This window comes from Pimelobacter sp. 30-1, assembly GCF_018831735.1.
Taxonomy (GTDB): Bacteria; Actinomycetota; Actinomycetes; order Propionibacteriales; family Nocardioidaceae; genus Nocardioides.
The window spans coordinates 153,624-169,517 of record NZ_NHTS01000010.1 but is presented as its reverse complement, the minus strand read 5'-3'; the positions used below and the strand labels follow the sequence as shown (position 1 = coordinate 169,517).

19 protein-coding genes are annotated in these 15,894 nt (G+C 73.0%); 10 read left to right on the top strand and 9 right to left on the bottom strand.

Going from position 1 to position 15,894, the window contains the following annotated elements:
* The first annotated feature begins 55 nt into the window (after positions 1-55).
* The 4 genes from CCO04_RS22560 to CCO04_RS22545 are packed head-to-tail and all read left to right on the top strand — an operon-like array spanning position 56 to position 4,164.
* Positions 56-616 (top strand): TetR/AcrR family transcriptional regulator, encoded by a 561-nt coding sequence (locus CCO04_RS22560; RefSeq protein WP_215816409.1) that lies wholly within the window; start codon positions 56-58, stop codon positions 614-616.
* A complete protein-coding gene (locus CCO04_RS22555; RefSeq protein ID WP_215816408.1) occupies positions 613-2,112 on the top strand; it encodes an MFS transporter in 1,500 nt (499 codons plus the stop codon). The genes CCO04_RS22560 and CCO04_RS22555 overlap by 4 nt, the downstream gene beginning before the upstream one ends.
* 28 nt (positions 2,113-2,140) lie before the next feature.
* A complete protein-coding gene (locus tag CCO04_RS22550; protein ID WP_215816655.1) occupies positions 2,141-2,401 on the top strand; it encodes a DUF3039 domain-containing protein in 261 nt (86 codons plus the stop codon).
* Entirely contained in the window at positions 2,398-4,164 is a 1,767-nt protein-coding gene (locus tag CCO04_RS22545; RefSeq protein ID WP_215816407.1) for a DEAD/DEAH box helicase, read from the top strand. Before CCO04_RS22550 ends, CCO04_RS22545 begins: the two co-directional genes overlap by 4 nt.
* A gap of 13 nt (positions 4,165-4,177) precedes the next feature.
* Here the strand turns inward: CCO04_RS22545 and CCO04_RS22540 are convergent, their stop codons facing one another.
* Complete coding sequence (locus CCO04_RS22540; RefSeq protein WP_215816406.1) at positions 4,178-4,684, bottom strand: helix-turn-helix domain-containing protein; 507 nt, start codon at positions 4,682-4,684, stop codon at positions 4,178-4,180.
* 65 nt (positions 4,685-4,749) lie between these two features.
* Here CCO04_RS22540 and CCO04_RS22535 point away from each other — a divergent pair, with 65 nt between their 5' ends.
* Positions 4,750-5,214 (top strand): PaaI family thioesterase, encoded by a 465-nt coding sequence (locus CCO04_RS22535; RefSeq protein ID WP_215816405.1) that lies wholly within the window; start codon positions 4,750-4,752, stop codon positions 5,212-5,214.
* Between the two features lie 12 nt (positions 5,215-5,226).
* On the opposite strand, the gene CCO04_RS22530 is transcribed toward CCO04_RS22535, so the two are convergent.
* The 4 genes from CCO04_RS22530 to CCO04_RS22515 form a co-directional block, all read right to left on the bottom strand.
* Positions 5,227-6,123 carry a hypothetical protein gene (locus CCO04_RS22530; RefSeq protein ID WP_215816404.1) on the bottom strand — a complete coding sequence of 299 codons (897 nt, stop codon included), beginning with the start codon at positions 6,121-6,123 and terminating at the stop codon, positions 5,227-5,229.
* Positions 6,120-6,641 (bottom strand): SigE family RNA polymerase sigma factor, encoded by a 522-nt coding sequence (locus CCO04_RS22525; RefSeq protein ID WP_215816403.1) that lies wholly within the window; start codon positions 6,639-6,641, stop codon positions 6,120-6,122. The genes CCO04_RS22530 and CCO04_RS22525 overlap by 4 nt, the downstream gene beginning before the upstream one ends.
* A gap of 81 nt (positions 6,642-6,722) precedes the next feature.
* Positions 6,723-7,982, bottom strand: coding sequence for an MFS transporter (locus CCO04_RS22520; RefSeq protein ID WP_308281457.1), 1,260 nt, complete (start codon positions 7,980-7,982; stop codon positions 6,723-6,725).
* Positions 7,979-8,413, bottom strand: a complete 435-nt coding sequence (locus CCO04_RS22515) for a MarR family transcriptional regulator (protein ID WP_308281456.1) — start codon at positions 8,411-8,413, stop codon at positions 7,979-7,981. The genes CCO04_RS22520 and CCO04_RS22515 overlap by 4 nt, the downstream gene beginning before the upstream one ends.
* Positions 8,414-8,480: 67 nt before the next feature.
* On the opposite strand from CCO04_RS22515, the gene CCO04_RS22510 reads away from it, so the two are divergent.
* The 3 genes from CCO04_RS22510 to CCO04_RS22500 are packed head-to-tail and all read left to right on the top strand — an operon-like array spanning position 8,481 to position 9,968.
* Positions 8,481-9,023: a DUF1697 domain-containing protein gene (locus CCO04_RS22510; protein ID WP_252373717.1), complete on the top strand. Its 543-nt coding sequence runs from the start codon at positions 8,481-8,483 to the stop codon at positions 9,021-9,023.
* Positions 9,024-9,067: 44 nt separating this feature from the next.
* Positions 9,068-9,376 carry an ATP-dependent Clp protease adapter ClpS gene (clpS, locus tag CCO04_RS22505; protein ID WP_038677635.1) on the top strand — a complete coding sequence of 103 codons (309 nt, stop codon included), beginning with the start codon at positions 9,068-9,070 and terminating at the stop codon, positions 9,374-9,376.
* 7 nt (positions 9,377-9,383) lie between these two features.
* Entirely contained in the window at positions 9,384-9,968 is a 585-nt protein-coding gene (locus CCO04_RS22500; RefSeq protein WP_215816402.1) for a DUF2017 domain-containing protein, read from the top strand.
* Positions 9,969-9,993: 25 nt separating this feature from the next.
* Here CCO04_RS22500 and CCO04_RS22495 read toward each other — a convergent pair whose 3' ends face one another.
* Genes CCO04_RS22495 through CCO04_RS22480 form a run of 4 tightly spaced genes read right to left on the bottom strand, consistent with a single transcriptional unit; the run spans position 9,994 to position 13,422 of the window.
* The gene (locus tag CCO04_RS22495; protein WP_215816401.1) at positions 9,994-10,389 is read right to left on the bottom strand and encodes a universal stress protein; all 396 of its coding nucleotides are present in this window, start codon (positions 10,387-10,389) and stop codon (positions 9,994-9,996) included.
* Positions 10,386-11,936, bottom strand: a complete 1,551-nt coding sequence (locus tag CCO04_RS22490) for a tripartite tricarboxylate transporter permease (protein WP_215816400.1) — start codon at positions 11,934-11,936, stop codon at positions 10,386-10,388. Before CCO04_RS22490 ends, CCO04_RS22495 begins: the two co-directional genes overlap by 4 nt.
* Positions 11,936-12,451, bottom strand: coding sequence for a tripartite tricarboxylate transporter TctB family protein (locus CCO04_RS22485; RefSeq protein ID WP_215816399.1), 516 nt, complete (start codon positions 12,449-12,451; stop codon positions 11,936-11,938). Before CCO04_RS22485 ends, CCO04_RS22490 begins: the two co-directional genes overlap by 1 nt.
* Entirely contained in the window at positions 12,448-13,422 is a 975-nt protein-coding gene (locus CCO04_RS22480) for a tripartite tricarboxylate transporter substrate binding protein (protein ID WP_215816398.1), read from the bottom strand. The genes CCO04_RS22485 and CCO04_RS22480 overlap by 4 nt, the downstream gene beginning before the upstream one ends.
* Before the next feature lie 106 nt (positions 13,423-13,528).
* Here CCO04_RS22480 and CCO04_RS22475 point away from each other — a divergent pair, with 106 nt between their 5' ends.
* A complete protein-coding gene (locus CCO04_RS22475; protein ID WP_215816397.1) occupies positions 13,529-15,208 on the top strand; it encodes an ATP-binding protein in 1,680 nt (559 codons plus the stop codon).
* Positions 15,205-15,891, top strand: coding sequence for a response regulator (locus CCO04_RS22470; RefSeq protein ID WP_257754346.1), 687 nt, complete (start codon positions 15,205-15,207; stop codon positions 15,889-15,891). Before CCO04_RS22475 ends, CCO04_RS22470 begins: the two co-directional genes overlap by 4 nt.
* Positions 15,892-15,894: the final 3 nt, after the last annotated feature.

Sequence of the window (15,894 nt, the reverse complement as noted above, 5' to 3'; positions counted from 1 at the left end):
GTTGAGACATTGATGTCTCACGTGAGACTCTTGTGTCTCAACCTCAGGAGGAACCATGTCCACCCGCGACACGGTGCTGGTCGCCGCCCAGCGCCTGCTCACGACCGACCCGACCGCGTCGATGGCCCAGATCGCCACCGCGGCCGGGGTCGGGCGCGCGACCGTGCACCGGCACTTCGCCAGCCGTGAGGACCTGCTGCACGAGATCGGGCTCCGCTCGCTCGACCGCTGGGAGGAGAGCCAGCGTGAGGCCGGCCTGGCCGAGGTCGTCGCCGGGGGAGACCCGGACCGGATCCGGGCCTGCCTGGAGGACCTCCTCGACCGCTTCGTGGTCGATGCCGACGAGATCGGCATCGCCCTGACCGACACCACGGTGCTCAACGCGCCCGACCTGCGCGAGCGCGCCGACACGCTGTTCGCCCAGGAGGTCACCCTCTACGCCGCCGCGCAGGCCGCCGGCGTGCTGCGCGCCGACGTCCCCGCGCGCTGGCTGGGGCACTCCGTCTACGGCCTGCTCATCGCCGTGCGCGACGCACTGGTCAGCGGCGACATCGCCCGGCGCGACGCCGAGGCGCTCGTCCGGTCCACGTTCCTCGAGGGAGGTGCGGCGCGATGACCCCGCCGATCCCGGCCGACGCCACGGCCGCGACGCTCACCGAGCGCCAGAGCCGCCTGCGGTGGGGCGGCCTGGCCGTCCTCGCCGCGAGCCTGCTCGTCGTCGTGATGGACATGACCGTCCTCAACGTCGCGCTGCCCGACCTGACCGAGGACCTCCACGCGGGCGGGCTCGCCCAGCTGTGGATCGTCGACGTCTACTCGCTGGTCCTGGCCGGCCTGCTCGTGCCGCTCGCGGCCGTGGCCGACCGCTGGGGCCGGCGCCGGATGCTGCTCACCGGCTTCGTGATCTTCGCCCTCGCCTCGCTCGGCGCGCTCGTCGCAAAGAGCCCGGGCGACGTCATCGTCGTGCGCGCCGTGCTCGGCATCGGCGGCGCGATGATCATGCCGGCCACGCTGTCGCTGATCCGCGCGCTCTTTCCCGACGCCCGCGAGCGGGCCTTCGCGCTCGGCCTGTGGGCGGCCACCGCCGCCGTCGGCGGCGCGGTCGGCCCGATCGTCGGCGGCGCGCTGCTGAGCGCGTTCAGCTGGCACGCGGCCTTCCTGGTCAACGTGCCGCTCATGGTCGTGGCGTTCGTCGCCGGCCTCCTGCTGCTCCCCGAGAGCCGCTCCGAGCGGCCCGGCCGGGTCGACGCGATCGGCGTCCTGCTCTCGGTCGGCGGCATGGTCGGTGCGGTCTACGGCATCAAGCACCTCGGCAAGGGCGACGTGGACGCCGTGACGATCCTCGTCCTCGTGGCCGGCGTCGCGCTGCTCGCCACCTTCGTCCGGCGCTGCCTGGGCCAGGACCAGCCGATGCTCGCCGTCCGGCTCTTCGCCAACCCGGTCTTCCGGGCCGGTGTGGTGACCGCGCTGGTGAGCAGCACCGTCACCATGGCGCTGCTGTTCGTCGGCTCGCAGTGGCTGCAGCTGGTCCAGGGCTGGACCCCGCTCGTCGCGGGCGTCGCGCTGCTGCCGATGGCGCTGGGCGGGCTGATCGGCCCGCCGCTGGCCCCGGCGCTCGCCGCCCGGATCGGGGCCCGCACCGTGATCGTGGCCGGCCTGGTCGTGCTCGCCGGCGGCCTGCTCACGCTGTGGCTGCTGCCCCGCCCGATGCCGTACGCCGGCGTCGCCGTGGCGCTGCTCCTCGTCGGCTTCGGCTCGGCCGCCCTCGGTCTGGCCTCCGCGCTCATCATGGGCGCCGCGCCGGCCCACCAGGCCGGTTCGGCCGCCGCGGTCGAGGAGATGTCCTACGAGGTCGGCGGCGTGCTCGGCATCGCCGTGCTCGGCAGCATCGCGGGGCTCGTCTACCGCCAGGGGCTCCCGTCCGGGGCGGGCCACGAGGCGCAGGAGTCGCTCACCGGCGCGCTCGGCACCGCGGTCGAGCCGGCGGCCCTGGCGTCGTACACCGACGCCTTCGGGGCGGTGGGTCTGGTCGGGGGCGTGGTCACCCTGGTGATCGCGTTCCTGGTCTGGCGCCAGCTCCCGAAGGACGTCGATGTCTCCGGAGGGCACTGACGGCCATTAGACTGCGGGCGTGACCACGATCGGCTTCTCGACAGAAACGGATGTCCGCGAGGACCGCCGTACCGTCCCGACCGACGAGGGCGACCACGAGCGTTTCTCTCACTACGTCGACAAGGACAAGCTGACCGAGGCCATGGTCATGGGCACGCCCGTGGTCGCGCTCTGCGGCAAGGTCTGGGTGCCGAGCCGGGCGCCGGAGAAGTTCCCGGTGTGCCCGGACTGCAAGGAGATCTGGGAGAGCATCCCGCACGGCGACGACGGGTCCGGTTCCGACGAATGAGCTCGCTCGGTCCGGCTTGGCCGGAGCGGGCAGCCTGGGGCACGGCGCCGTCGCTGCGTGCCTGGCAGTCTGCCGCTCTCGACGACTACCTCTCGCGCAACCCGCGTGACTTCCTCGCCGTGGCGACCCCCGGCGCGGGCAAGACGACGTTCGCGCTCACCGTGGCCGCCGAGCTGCTGGGGCGCCGCGTCGTCGACCGGCTGATCATCGTCGCGCCCACCGAGCACCTCAAGATGCAGTGGGCCGAGGCGGCGGCGCGGGCGGGCATCCCGATCGACCCGACCTACTCGGCCGGCTCGGGCAAGATCTCCAGCGACTACGTCGGCGTCGCGGTCACCTATGCCGGTGTCGGGGTCAACCCGCTGGCGCTGCGGATCCGCACCGAGCGGTTCCGCACCCTGGTCATCCTCGACGAGATCCACCACGCGGGCGACTCGCTCAACTGGGGCGAGGGAGTGCGCGAGGCGTTCGAGCCGGCCGCGCGCCGCCTGGCGCTGACCGGTACGCCGTTCCGCTCCGACATCAACCCGATCCCGTTCGTCAGCTACGCCCCCGGCGAGGGCGGCTTCCCGACGTCGGTCGCCGACTACACCTACGGCTACGCCGAGGCGCTGGCCGACCACGTGGTCCGGCCGGTGCTCTTCCTGGCCTACTCCGGCCAGATGAGCTGGCGCACCCGCGCGGGCGACGAGGTCGCCGCGTCGCTGGGCGAGCCGCTCACCAAGGACATGACCTCCCAGGCGCTGCGCACCGCGCTCGACCCCCAGGGCTCGTGGATGCCCTCGGTGCTCGAGGCGGCCGACAAGCGGCTCTCCGAGGTACGCCGGCACATCCCCGACGCGGGCGGCCTGGTGATCGCCTCCGACCAGGACAGCGCCCGCGCCTACGCCAAGCTGCTCAAGTCGATCAGCGGCGAGTCGGCGACCGTCGTGCTCTCCGACGAGAAGGCGTCGTCGAAGAAGATCTCCGCGTTCAGCGAGGCCGACTCGCGCTGGATGGTCGCGGTCCGGATGGTCTCCGAGGGCGTCGACGTCCCGCGCCTCGCGGTCGGCGTGTGGGCCACCACGACCTCGACCCCGCTGTTCTTCGCCCAGGCCGTCGGCCGGTTCGTGCGCGCGCGCAAGCGCGGCGAGATCGCCTCGGTGTTCCTGCCGTCGGTGCCGAACCTGCTCTCGTTCGCCTCCGAGCTCGAGGCCCAGCGCGACCACGTCCTCAAGCGCAAGGTCAGCGACGACGGCGACATCTTCGCCGCCGAGGACGATCTGCTGGCCCAGGCCAATGCAGCCGAGGGTGCCTCCGAGGAGCTCGAGCTGGGGCCTTTCGAGGCGCTCGGCTCCGAGGCCCGCTTCGACCACGCGCTCTACGACGGCGCGCAGTTCGGCCACGAGGGCGAGGTGCACGTCGGCTCCGAGGAGGAGATGGACTTCCTCGGCATCCCCGGCCTGCTCGAGCCCGACCAGGTCAGCGCCCTGCTCCAGCAGCGCCAGGCCGACCGCCGTCGTACGCGCTCGGGGCCGGTGGCCGAGGAGCGCCCGGCCGACACCGTCGCCGAGGTGACCACCCACGAGCAGCTCGGGCTGCTGCGCCGCGAGCTCAACGGCCTGGTCGGCTCGTGGAACCACCGGACCGGCCAGGCGCACGGCATCACCCACGCCGCGCTGCGCAAGGAGTGCGGGGGCCCGGCGGCCGCGGTCGCCAATGCCGAGCAGCTCCAGAAGCGGATCGACCGGATCCGGGAGTGGTCGGTCCGCAAGACCTCCTAGGCCCCGGCGGGGCTCAGCCCTCGAACGGGCGTACGCCCGGCCCCGGCCTGGTCGCGACCTGGCGCGGGTCGGCGAGGTGGTGGCCGGCCGCGCAGCGGACCTCGACGTGCACCTCCTCGGCGCACTCCTCGTCGCGGTGCACGAAGACCGTCGGCGGGCCGCCGGGGTCGGCCAGGTGCCGGTCGCCCCAGTGGCTGATCGCGAGCAGGACGGGCTGGAGCTCGAGGCCCATCGCGGTGAGCCGGTACTCGTGCCGGGTGCGCGCGCCGTCGGCGCGGTAGGGGACCTTGCGCAGGATGCCCTGGTCCACCAGCGCCGCGAGCCGGTTGGTGAGCACCTGGCGGGGGATGCCCGCGTGCCGGCGGATGTCGTCGAAGCGGCGTACGCCGAGGAAGACCTCGCGCAGCACGACCACGGTCCACCGCTCGCCGAGGATCGCCATCGCCCGGCCGAGGGTGCAGTTGTCGACCGACCACGCCATCGCGGCCGGGGCGCTCGGCTCGGTCCCGGTGGTCCTCATCGGGCCAGCATAGAGCGATCTAGGTCTCGTTGACAGACTCAGCATCGGACTGGTCTGATGGCGCCATGACTGAGTCCGTGATCCAGACCCAGGTGAACCCCGCCGAGCTCGACGGGCTCGCCCAGCTCGAGGCCATGCGCGACGGGCTGATCCCCGCGGCGCCGATCGCCGAGACGCTCGGCTTCGCCGGCTTCGACGTCCCCGAGCGGGGGACCGCGATCTTCGAGCTCGACCCCGAGCTGCGCCACTACAACCCCATCGGCAGCGTCCACGGCGGCGTCTACGCCACGCTGCTCGACTCCGCCTGCGGGTGTGCGGTGCACTCCACGCTCGCGGTGGGCGAGGGCTACACCTCGCTCGACCTGACCGTGAAGTTCCTGCGCGCCGTCACCGTCGACTCGGGCCGGCTGCGGGCCGTGGGGACCGTGCTCCAGCGCGGCCGCCGTACGGCGCTCGCCGAGGCCAAGCTGTACGACGGGAGCGGCAAGCTCGTCGCCTACGCGTCCAGCAGCTGCATGATCTTCAGCTGAGGCGCCCGCGCCTCACAGCGGCCAGGTCGGGTCGACCTGGCGGACGACCGAGGCGCCCGGCTCGTCCGGCCGCTCGGCGAAGTAGCGGGTGCCGAGCTCGGCCATCCGCAGGAAGAGCGGGTCCTCCACCATCGTCGCCATCTCGTCGGCGGTGAGGCCGACCTCCGCGTCCGGGCCGACCGCCTGCAGGCCCCACTCGAGGAAGAAGTTGTCGCCGACCACGAGCACGCCGGCGCCGTGGCTGCCCTGGCCCGGGGTGTCGGACTGGTCGCCCCCGACCGTGTACTCCCGGTCGGCGAGGTAGTCGAGCTCGCTCGCGATGGTGCCGTCGACGCAGTCGGTGACGTCCCAGCGGAAGTCGGCCTCAGCTGCGACCTGGCGCAGCCCGGCGCAACCGCTCGTGCCGGGCTGGTCGGCGCGCGGCCCCTCGTAGCCGCCGATGGACAGCCAGGAGTCGAACCGCGGCGTGCCCGCGGTCGTGCGCAGCAACGGGGCCGAGCCGGGCTCGCGGGTCAGGGTGACCCCGCCGAAGCGACGCGGCAGCAGAGCGTCCCAGGTCGCCGCGAAGGCGTCGAGCCAGGCCTGCTCCGTGATCCGCGGGCTCGCCATCGCTCGCGCGACGGCCTCCTCGGCAGTGGTGCGCCGCGGGTCGCCGCCGGGGCGCTCGCTCCGGGGTGCGGGATCGGCCGCGGCGTCCGGCGCGGCGGAGGGGTCCCGGTCGACGGCGGCGTACCCGACCCCGGCCACGACGGCGACGGCCGCCGTCACCGCGGCGACGCGAAGCGTGCGGCGGCGACGCACCCGCCGCTGCCCGGCGGCTCGGGCGCGGCCCACGCCATCGGTCATCGGGGCGAGCGTGGACAGCTCCTCGTCGATCGCGGAGCGGAGCTCCTCGGTGGTCGGGCTCATGGTGCGTCCTCCTGGCTGGTGGGTACGACGGCGACCCGCTCGGCGAAGCTGTCGCCGAGTGCGGCCCGCAGCTTGGCGAGTCCCCGGCTGGCGCTGGACTTCACGTTGCCGGTGCTGGTGCCGAGCAGGGCTGCGGTCTGCTCGACGCTGAGGTCCTCCCAGTAGCGGAGCACGACCACGGCGCGCATCCGTGCCGGCAGCGTGCCGAGCGCCTCGACCACGGTCAGCGTGCGGGCCGGGTCGTGGTCCGGCCCGGCGCCGTCGCCGAGCCGGTGCAGGGCCCGCTCGCGGTCCCGGCGCCGTGCGGTGCGCCAGTGCTCGCGGAGCATCGTGCGCCGGGCGTACGGCGCCGGGTCCTCGACGCGCGGCCACGCGACGTACAGGGCGGTCAGCGTCGTCTGGACCAGGTCCTCGGCGGCGGCGCGGTCACCGCACAGCAGGTAGGCCTGGCGGAACAGGCGTTGCTGGTCCGTGCCCGCGAACGCGGTGAAGCCGTCGCGGTCGTTCCTGCCGAGCATGGGTCTCCTCGTCGCCGTCGGTTCTCATCATGGTCTGAGTCACGAGCGGCGCACGAGGTTGCTCGGCGGGGCGAAGCAGGATCAGGCGAGGTCGCCGAGCGCCTCGGCCTCCGCCTCCTCGGGCGAGTGCGCCGCCGGGGCGGCGTCCCCGTGCAGGGCGGTGTGGACCGTGCGCGCTCCGGCGACCATGACCACCACGCCGACGGCGACGGCGATCCCGCCGAACCAGAACGGCGCGGCCGAGCCCTGGTGCTCGGCGAGCTTGAGGGCGACGTAGGGGCCGACGGCGCCGCCGGTGAACCGCACGAACGAGTACGCCGCGGAGGCGACCGGGCGCTCGACGGGAGCGGCGCCCATGACGGCCTCGGTGACGAGGGTGTTGATCACGCCGAGGAAGGCGCCGGCGACGATGATGCCGACGGTGACGACGCCGGCGTGCGCGGCGCCCAGGGCCATGACGATCAGGTCGGCGGCGAACAGGGTGAGGGCGCCGATGAGGGCGGGGACGGTGCCGATCCGGCGCTGGATCCACGGGGCGAGGGCGACGGAGGCGACGGCCAGCAGGATGCCCCAGCCGAAGAAGATCCAGCCGATCTGCATGATCCCGGCCTCGGGCAGCGCGAACGGGCCGGCCGCCAGGAGCGAGAAGAAGCCCAGGTTGTAGCAGACCGCGACCGCGGCGATGACGGCCAGCGCGGGGTAGGCGAGGGCGCGGAACGGGTCCGCCAGCGTCGTACGACGCGGGGCCGGCGGGGTCGCGGGCAGGAAGATCGCGGTGGCCACCAGGGCGATGGTCATGAGCACCGAGACGCCGAAGAAGGGCCCGCGCCAGGAGTGCTCGCCGAGCAGGCCGCCGACGAGGGGGCCCGACGCGATGCCGAGGCCGAGCGCGGCCTCGAACAGGATGATCGCCTGGGCCAGCGAGCCCTTCGAGGCGCTGACGATCGTGGAGAGTGCGGTGGCGATGAAGAGCGCGTTGCCCAGGCCCCAGCCCGCGCGGAAGCCGATCACGGCGCCGACCGAGCCGGACATGCCGGCCAGGCCGGCGAAGACGATGATGAGGACCAGGCCGGTGAGCAGGGTCTTCTTGGCGCCGATCCGGGTGGAGACGACGCCGGTGATGAGCATCGCGACGCCCATCACGGCCATGTAGCTGGTGAAGAGCAGCGAGACCTGGCTGGGCGTGGCCTCGAGCTTGGCTGCGATCTCCTTGAGGATCGGGTCGACCAGGCCGATGCCCATGAAGGCGATGACGCAGGCGAAGGCGACCGCCCACACCGCACGCGGCTGGCGCAGGAACGAGCCGGAGGTGGTGTCGGGGTCGGCGTGGAGGGTGGTCACGAGATTCCTTCCGAGGAGGGTTCGACGACGGCCTGGAGCACGGCCACTGCGGTCGCGAGGTCGTCGGGGGAGAGGTCGGTACGACGCGCGAGGCGCTCGGTGACGAGCGCGGCGCTGAGCCGGCGGATGCGCCGCAGCTCGGCGCGGCCGGCGTCGGTGAGGTCGACCAGGCTGCTGCGGGCGTCGGTGGGGTGGGGCGTCTTGGTCACCCAGCCGGTCTCGACGAGCTGGCGGACCTGGCCGGTCATCGTCGGCTGGGAGCAGCGGTCGACCTGGGCCAGCGCGGTGATCCCGAGCGGGCCGAGCTCGTCGAGGATCGAGAGCACCCGGGAGCCGGCGCTGGGCGCGTGCTCGCGCCGGACGAGCCGGACCAGCCGGGCGGCGTAGACGGAGAGGTCGCTGCTGAGGCCGTCGGTGTCGGGGGTGCTCACGTCCAGCCAATTTACATTGGAAACCTATGGATGTCACGTGTCGGTGGCGCACGCCACACTGGTGCCCATGCCGACCTACGTCGCCTTCCTGCGCGCCATCAACCTCGGACCGAACCGCAAGTTCGCCAAGGCCGACATCGTCGCGGCCACCGAGGCGGCCGGCGGGACCGGCGTGCTGACCCACATCAATACCGGCAACGTCCGGCTCACCACGTCGCTGCGCTCGCGGGCCAAGGTCGAGGCGGCGCTCGAGGCGGCGTACGCCGAGCGCCAGGGCTTCGAGGTCCCCACCATCGTCTACACGCCCGCCGAGCTCGTCGCGATCGCCGACGACGCGCGCGAGCTGACGGCGGCGCGCACCGACCTCGAGCGCCACTACGTCTACCTGCTCAAGGACGAGCCCGATCCCGCGCTCGTCGCCGAGATCGAGGCGCGCAGCGACGACGTCAACGCGGTCGTCGTCCGCGGGCGCGCGGCACACCTGCTGCTGGGCCCGGGCTACGAGGCCGGCGGCGTCGACCCCTACAAGACCGAGAAGGCGCTGCGCGTGGTGGCGACCAACCGCAACTTCAACGTGGTCACCACGCTGGCCGACAAGTGGTGCTCCTAGGGCGTGGCCCTAGCCGCGCCGACGCCCTGTGCGACGATGGGGCCGTGACGACCGCGAGCCCGGAGAAGGTCGATCCGGGAGTCCAGAAGGACCTCGCCCCGGACGACATCACGCTCGCCGACACCCCCTGGGTGACGGTGGTGTGGAACGACCCCGTGAACCTGATGTCCTACGTGACCTTCGTCTTCCAGAAGCACTTCGGCTACGGCAAGAAGAAGGCCGAGAAGCTCATGATGGAGGTGCACGAGGACGGCAAGTCCGTCGTCAGCAGCGGCACCCGCGAGGAGATGGAGCGCGACGTGCAGGCGATGCACGAGTACGGCCTGTGGGCGACGTTGTCGAAGGCGGAGTGAGCGCGGCGTGACCTCTGGATTCGTCCGGCACCGCCGGAGCAAGCGCGTCATCGCGACGTTCTCGGCGTTCGAGGCCGACCTGCTGCGCTCGCTGGCCGCCCAGCTCGTCGAGCTCCTCCACGACGAGTCGGCCGTCGCGCCCGTCGAGCGCGACCCGCTGGAGCAGCTGCTCGACTTCTCCGGCCCGACGACCGAGCCCGAGGACCCGGTGCTGCGCCGGCTGTTCCCCAACGCCTACCGCGGCGACGACGACGCGGCGGCCGAGTTCCGCCGGTTCACCGAGGGCGACCTGCGCAACGGCAAGGCGCGTGCCGCGGGCAGCATCATCGACGTCCTCGACGAGGCCGGCCTGCCGCCGGAGCCCACCGACGAGGACCTGACCATCGACGTCGAGCTCGACCAGGAGACCGCGCTGGTCTGGATGCGGTCGTTCACCGACCTGCGCCTGGCGCTGGGCACGCGGCTCGAGGTCGAGGACGGCGACGAGGACTACTGGTACGCGCTGCCCGACGACGACCCGCGCGCTCAGGCGCACCACATCTACGAGTGGTTGGGCTTCCTGCAGGAGACGCTGGTCGGCTCGCTGTCCTGAGCCGCGGCCCGTGCCGTCCCGCGCGCTACTCCGCGGCCGGCTTCACGGCCAGCACGGGGCAGTGCGCCTCCAGGATGATCCGCTGCGCCACGCTGCCCAGCAGCAGCTTGCCGACCGGGGTGCGGTGCCGGATGCCGACGACGATCAGCGTCGCCTGCTCCTCCTCGGCGGCCGCGACCACGGCGTCGGCGACGTCCGGCACCACCTCGTGCCGGACGACGACCGCCAGTCCCTCGGCGACCAGCCCGTCGCGCACGGCCTCGATGTCCGCGTCGTGCGCGAAGCGGCGGTCGACGAGGCTGCCGCCCTGGGTGGCGTTGACGATCACCAGGCGGGTGCCGTCCTTGCGGGCCAGGCCTGTGGCGTGCTCGAGCGCGGCCTCGCCGTAGCGATCGGCGCTGTAGGCGACGACGATGCTCATCGGTTCACCAGCTCCTCGGTCTCGTCGGTGTCGTCGTTCTCGTCGGTCGCGGTGGGGGTGGTGGGGGTGGTCGCGGAGGGGTTGCGGCGGCCACGCACCGCGCCGACGGCCATGGCGAGGAGCATGAGCGCGATCACGGCGTACACCGCGACGGCGACGGGCTCGCTCCACAGGGTGCCGAGGTCGCCGTCGGAGATCTGCAGCGCGGTGGTGAGCTGGAGCTCCATGGCGGGGCCGAGGATGACGCCCACGATGAGCGGCAGCACCGGGAGTCCGAAGCGGCGCATCGCCAGGCCGAGCAGGCCGAGCGCGACCAGCAGGGCGAGGTCGAAGGGCTCGAAGTTGGCCGTGTAGGCGCCGAGCGTGGCGAAGAACAGGATGCCGGCGTAGAGCTGCGGCCGCGGGATCTGCAGCAGCTTGGCCCACAGCGGCGCCATCGGCAGGTTGATGACGAGCAGCAGTGCGTTGGCGATGACCAGGCTGGCGAGCAGGCCCCACACGAGCGCCGGCTCGTTGGTGAGCAGCTGCGGGCCGGGCTGGATGCCGTAGCTCTGGAGCGCCAGCAGCATGATCGTCGCGGTCGCGGTCGTCGGCAGGCCCAGCGTCAGCAGGGGGAGCATGGTGCCGGCGGCGGAGGCGTTGTTGGCGGCCTCCGGTCCGGCGACACCCTCGATCGCGCCCCGGCCGAACTCCTCGGGGTGCTTCGAGAGCTTCTTCTCGGTGGCGTACGACAGGAACGTGGGGACCTCGGCACCACCGGCCGGGACGGCGCCGAACGGGAAGCCGAACGCGGTGCCGCGCAGCCACGGCTTCCAGGAGCGCCTCCAGTCGTCCTTGCTCATCCAGGGCTGGCCGACGGGGATGATCTCCAGCGGCTTGCGGCGCAGGTGGGCGGCGACCCAGAGGGCCTCGCCGATCGCGAAGATGCCGACCGCGACCACCACGACGTCGATGCCGTCGGCGAGCTGGGCGTTGCCGAACGTCAGCCGCGCCTGGCCGGTGGCCGTGCCGACCAGGGCGATGCCCAGGCCGAGGAAGAGCGAGATGAAGCCGCGCAGCTTGGACGAGCCGAGCACCATCGTGACCGCGAAGAACGCCAGCACCATCACCGCGAAGTACGACGGCGCACCCAGCGTCACCACGATGTCGGCGACCCGGGGGACCAGCACCCACAGCAGCACCGTGCCGATCGTGCCGGCCACGAAGGAGCCGATCGCCGCAGTGGCGAGCGCCTGCGCGGCGCGCCCCGACTTGGCCATCTTGTTGCCCTCGATGGCGGTGATCACCGACGAGGACTCGCCGGGGGTGTTGAGCAGGATCGAGGTGGTCGAGCCGCCGTACATGCCGCCGTAGTAGATGCCGGCGAACATGATGATCGCGCTGTCCACGCCGACGCTGTAGGTCATCGGCAGGAGCAGGGCCAGCGCCATCGCGGGCCCGATGCCGGGCAGCACGCCGACGGCGGTGCCGAGCATCACGCCGATGAGCGCGAAGAGCAGGTTCTCGGGGGTCAGGGCCGTCTGGAAGCCTTCGAGCAGCAGGTCCATCAGAGCACTCCGTCCAGGATGCCGGCCGGGATGGGCAGGCCCAGCAGGACGTAGAAGCCGTACCAGCTGCCGAACGACAGGGCGGCGCCGATCGCGAGGTTGCGGACCCAGGTCCGGCTCCCGAGCACGTACGTCGTACCGGCGAACAGCAGCGCGCCCGTGATCGCCCAGCCCAGCCAGTCGATGAGCAGCAGGTTGGCGACGAGCACGCCGACCAGCAGGCCGATCGTGCGCACGTCGGTGCCCTGGCTGAGGTCGACGTCCTCACCCTCCTCGGCCTCGGGCCGGTCGCCGCGCGCGGTCGCGACGGCGAGCAGCACGCCGAGCAGGACGAGGGCGGCGCCGACGACGTACGGCAGCGCGTAGGGCTGCACGGGCTGGTCGGCGAACGCCCGGTCGAGGGTGGAGGCGTCGTAGAGGACGTAGCCGCCGGCGAGCAGGAGGAAGCCCGCCAGGCCGTACTGCGCCTTGTCGATCGCCGGGCGGGTCGGCCAGGCGGTGTCGGTGGTGGTCATGCGAGTCCCAGCTCCTTCAGGGTGTCGGCCACGCGGGCGTCCTGCTCGACGAGGAAGTCCTCGAACTCCTTGCCGGTGGCGAAGTTGTCGCTCCAGCCGTTGTCGGCGAGGGACTCCTTCCACTCCTCGGTGTCGTGCATCTCGGTGAGGAGGTCGGTGAGGTAGGCGCGCTGGTCGTCGGAGATGTCCGGCGGCGCGAGGACGCCGCGCCAGTTGGTGAACACCAGGTCGACGCCGGCCTCGGTCAGCGTCGGCGCGTCGATGCCGTCGAGACGCTCGGCGCCGGAGACCGCGAGGACGCGGAGCTTGCCCTCCTCGATCTGGGCCTCGAACTCGCCGAGACCGGACATGCCGATGTCGATCTTCTCGCCGAGGAGCGCGGTCGTGAGGGGGCCGCCGCCGTCGTACGGGATGTAGCGGACGTCGCGGGGCGAGATGCCGATCGTGTCGGCGAGCTGCATCGGGAACAGGTGGTCGGGGCCGCCGCTGCTGGAGCCGCCGCCGACGGTGATGCCGCCGGGGTCCTTCTTCCAGGCCTCGACCAGGTCGCCGACGGTCCGGAACGGGGAGTCGGCGGGCACGAGGATGCCCTCCTGCTCCTCGACCAAGCGGGCGATCGGAGTCATCTTGAGCGGCGTGGCCTCGGACTTGTTGGTGTAGACCGCGCCGACCACGCCGAGCCCCATCACCATCATGAGGTCGTCGGAGCCCTTCTCGTTGAGCAGCCGCTGCATCGCGACGGTGCCGCTGGCGCCCTGGATGTTGCGGATCTCGAAGCGTCCGGTCAGCTCGTTGTCCTGCATCGCGCGGGCCGCGGCCCGTCCGGTCAGGTCGTAGCCGCCGCCGGGGCTGTTGGGGATGAACATCCGCAGCCGCCGGTTGTCCGGGTCGTCCGCGCCGCGGGTGACCCCGCAGCCGGCGGCCAGCACGGTGAGCGCCAGCACGGTGAGGAGCGCCAGTAGGCGATGCATGGAACCTCCGGGTCGGGTCGTGACCGCCGTCACGTGCGATCCGTGCCAGCATGGCGGTGGGCTGTGGCGGTCGTCACGCTTGCGGACGTAGAGGAGGTTGTGGTCGTTGTGGTCGCCGTTGCGCCGAGGTGAGCTGACCCTCGCGGCCAAGGTGCTGCTCCTGCAGCTCGCCGTCATCGCGACCCTGCTCGTCGCGGTCGGCGTGCTGAGCATCCGGCAGTCCAATGCGGACTTCGCCGAGGAGCGCGGTGCCGTGATGCGCAACGCCGCCGAGTACGTCGCCGGGCTCCCCATCGTGCGCGGCGAGCTCGAGCGGGTGCGCAGCGGCGAGGCCGAGGCCAGCGACACCCCGCGGGCGCTCGCGCCCTACCTCGACTGGGGCGTCACCGCGCGCGGCGCGCAGACGGTGACCCTGGTCTCGGTCGACGGCGAGGTGCTCGCGGCGACCGACCCGAGCCGGGTGGGCGACCGGGCCGCGCTCGGCGGCAGCGACGCGCTGGAGGGGCGCGGGTGGTCCGGCGACGTCGAGCCCGACGGTCATCGCGCCGTGGCCGGGCACGCGCCGGTCATCTCCGAGGTCGACGGCGCCCTGCTGGCGATCGTGACGGCCGAGGTGGAGTACCCGACCCTGGCCGACCAGGTCGGCACCGCCGCGCCGGACCTCGGGCTCTTCCTGGGCCTCGGCGCGCTGCTCGGGCTGATCGGCACCTGGTTCGTCTCGCGCGTCGTGCGCCGCTCCACCCGCGGCCTGGGCACGACCGAGCTGGCCAACCTCGCCGACCACCGCGAGGCGCTGCTCCACGCGATCCGCGAGGGCGTGGTCGGCGTCGGGACCGACGGCCGGGTGACCGCGATGAACGACGCCGCCCGCAGCACCCTCGGGCTGGACGCCGGACCGGACCCGGTCGGGCGCCCCGCTGACGAGCTCGGCCTGGACCCCCAGGTCGTCGCGCTGCTGACCGGCGAGGGCGCCGACGTCCGCGACGCGCTGGCGCTGGTCGGCACCCGGGTCGTCGTCTTCAACCGCGGGCGGGCGTCGTCCGGCGGGCGGGGGATCGGCACGGTGACGACGCTGCGCGACCGGACCGAGCTGGTCTCGCTGCAGAGCCAGCTCAGCTCGAACCTGTCGCTCACCGACACGCTCCGCGCCCAGACCCACGAGTTCGACAACCGGCTGCACACGATCTCCGGCCTGGTCCAGCTCGGCGAGTACGACGAGGTGGCCGCCCTCGTCGGCACCCTCACCCGGCACCGCGCCGAGATCGAGGACTACGTCGCCCAGCGCCTGGCCGACCCCGCCCTCGCCGCGCTCGTGCTGGCCAAGCACGCGGTCGCCGAGGAGCGCGGGGTGACGCTCGAGCTCGACCCCGGCTCCCGGCTGCCCGTCCTCGCCCCCGACCTCGGCGCCGACCTGACCACCGTGGTCGGCAACCTCGTCGACAATGCGGTCGACGCGTGTGCGGGGCGCCGCGAGGCGACCGTCGAGGTCTGGCTGCACGCCGACGACGAGGCGGTCCACCTCCGGGTGCGCGACAACGGGCCGGGCATCCCGGCCGAGCTGCGCGAGGCGGTCCTGGTCCGCGGCTACTCCACCAAGGAGGTCGCGGGGGAGGAGCCGGTGGCCGGCGGACGCGGGATCGGGCTGGCCCTGGTCCGGCTGATCTGCACCCAGCGCGGCGGCGACGTGGTCGTCGACGACGCCGACCCGGCCGGTGGCGGAGGCGGCGCCGAGCTCCGCGTGGTGCTGCCGCTCGGACCGGTCCTGGTCCAGGATGGTGCACCGTGACGGCTGTGCTCCGGGTGCTCGTGGTCGACGACGACTTCATGGTCGCGCGCATCCACGGCCGTTTCGTGGAGCAGACCGACGGCTTCGAGGTGGTCGGCACCGCCCGCACCGGCGAGGAGGCGCTCGCGCTGACCGCCGAGCTGCGCCCCGACCTGCTGCTGCTCGACGTGCACCTGCCGGACCTGTCCGGGCTCGAGGTGCTCGAGCAGCTGCGCGGGCGCGGGGACGACGTCGCGGTGGTGATGGTGACCGCCGAGCGCGGCGCCGCCGCCGTCCGCGCGGCGCTCCACGGCGGAGCGCTGCAGTACCTCGTCAAGCCCTTCGAGTACGACGACCTCGCCGACCGCCTGCACCGGGTGGCCGCCACGCTCGCCACCCTCGGTGCCGCCGAGGTCGACCAGGCGACGATCGACCGGGCGTTCGGGACGGCGCGGGCGGGCGGCGGTGCCGACGTACCGGCGGTGCTGCCCAAGGGCCTCAGCGCCGAGACGGCCGACCTGGTGCTCGCCGCCGCCCGCCGCGCGGGCGAGATCTCGGCGTCCGAGACCGCCGAGCAGCTGGGTCTGTCCCGGGTCACGGCACGGCGCTACCTGGAGCACTTCGTCGACGCCGGCACCGCCGAGGTGCGGCTGCGGTACGGCGGTACTGGACGCCCCGAGCGTCGCTACACGGTCACGCCGTAACCT

What these genes read in the sequence shown, in the direction of transcription:
- CCO04_RS22560 (WP_215816409.1), top strand. Translation starts at nt 56, where the DNA reads ATGTCCACCCGCGACACGGTGCTGGTCGCCGCCCAGCGCCTGCTCACG.
- CCO04_RS22555 (WP_215816408.1), top strand. Translation starts at nt 613, where the DNA reads ATGACCCCGCCGATCCCGGCCGACGCCACGGCCGCGACGCTCACCGAG.
- CCO04_RS22545 (WP_215816407.1), top strand. Translation starts at nt 2,398, where the DNA reads ATGAGCTCGCTCGGTCCGGCTTGGCCGGAGCGGGCAGCCTGGGGCACG.
- CCO04_RS22540 (WP_215816406.1), bottom strand. Translation starts at nt 4,684, where the DNA reads ATGAGGACCACCGGGACCGAGCCGAGCGCCCCGGCCGCGATGGCGTGG.
- CCO04_RS22535 (WP_215816405.1), top strand. Translation starts at nt 4,750, where the DNA reads ATGACTGAGTCCGTGATCCAGACCCAGGTGAACCCCGCCGAGCTCGAC.
- CCO04_RS22530 (WP_215816404.1), bottom strand. Translation starts at nt 6,123, where the DNA reads ATGAGCCCGACCACCGAGGAGCTCCGCTCCGCGATCGACGAGGAGCTG.
- CCO04_RS22525 (WP_215816403.1), bottom strand. Translation starts at nt 6,641, where the DNA reads ATGCTCGGCAGGAACGACCGCGACGGCTTCACCGCGTTCGCGGGCACG.
- CCO04_RS22510 (WP_252373717.1), top strand. Translation starts at nt 8,481, where the DNA reads ATGCCGACCTACGTCGCCTTCCTGCGCGCCATCAACCTCGGACCGAAC.
- CCO04_RS22495 (WP_215816401.1), bottom strand. Translation starts at nt 10,389, where the DNA reads ATGAGCATCGTCGTCGCCTACAGCGCCGATCGCTACGGCGAGGCCGCG.
- CCO04_RS22490 (WP_215816400.1), bottom strand. Translation starts at nt 11,936, where the DNA reads ATGGACCTGCTGCTCGAAGGCTTCCAGACGGCCCTGACCCCCGAGAAC.
- CCO04_RS22485 (WP_215816399.1), bottom strand. Translation starts at nt 12,451, where the DNA reads ATGACCACCACCGACACCGCCTGGCCGACCCGCCCGGCGATCGACAAG.
- CCO04_RS22480 (WP_215816398.1), bottom strand. Translation starts at nt 13,422, where the DNA reads ATGCATCGCCTACTGGCGCTCCTCACCGTGCTGGCGCTCACCGTGCTG.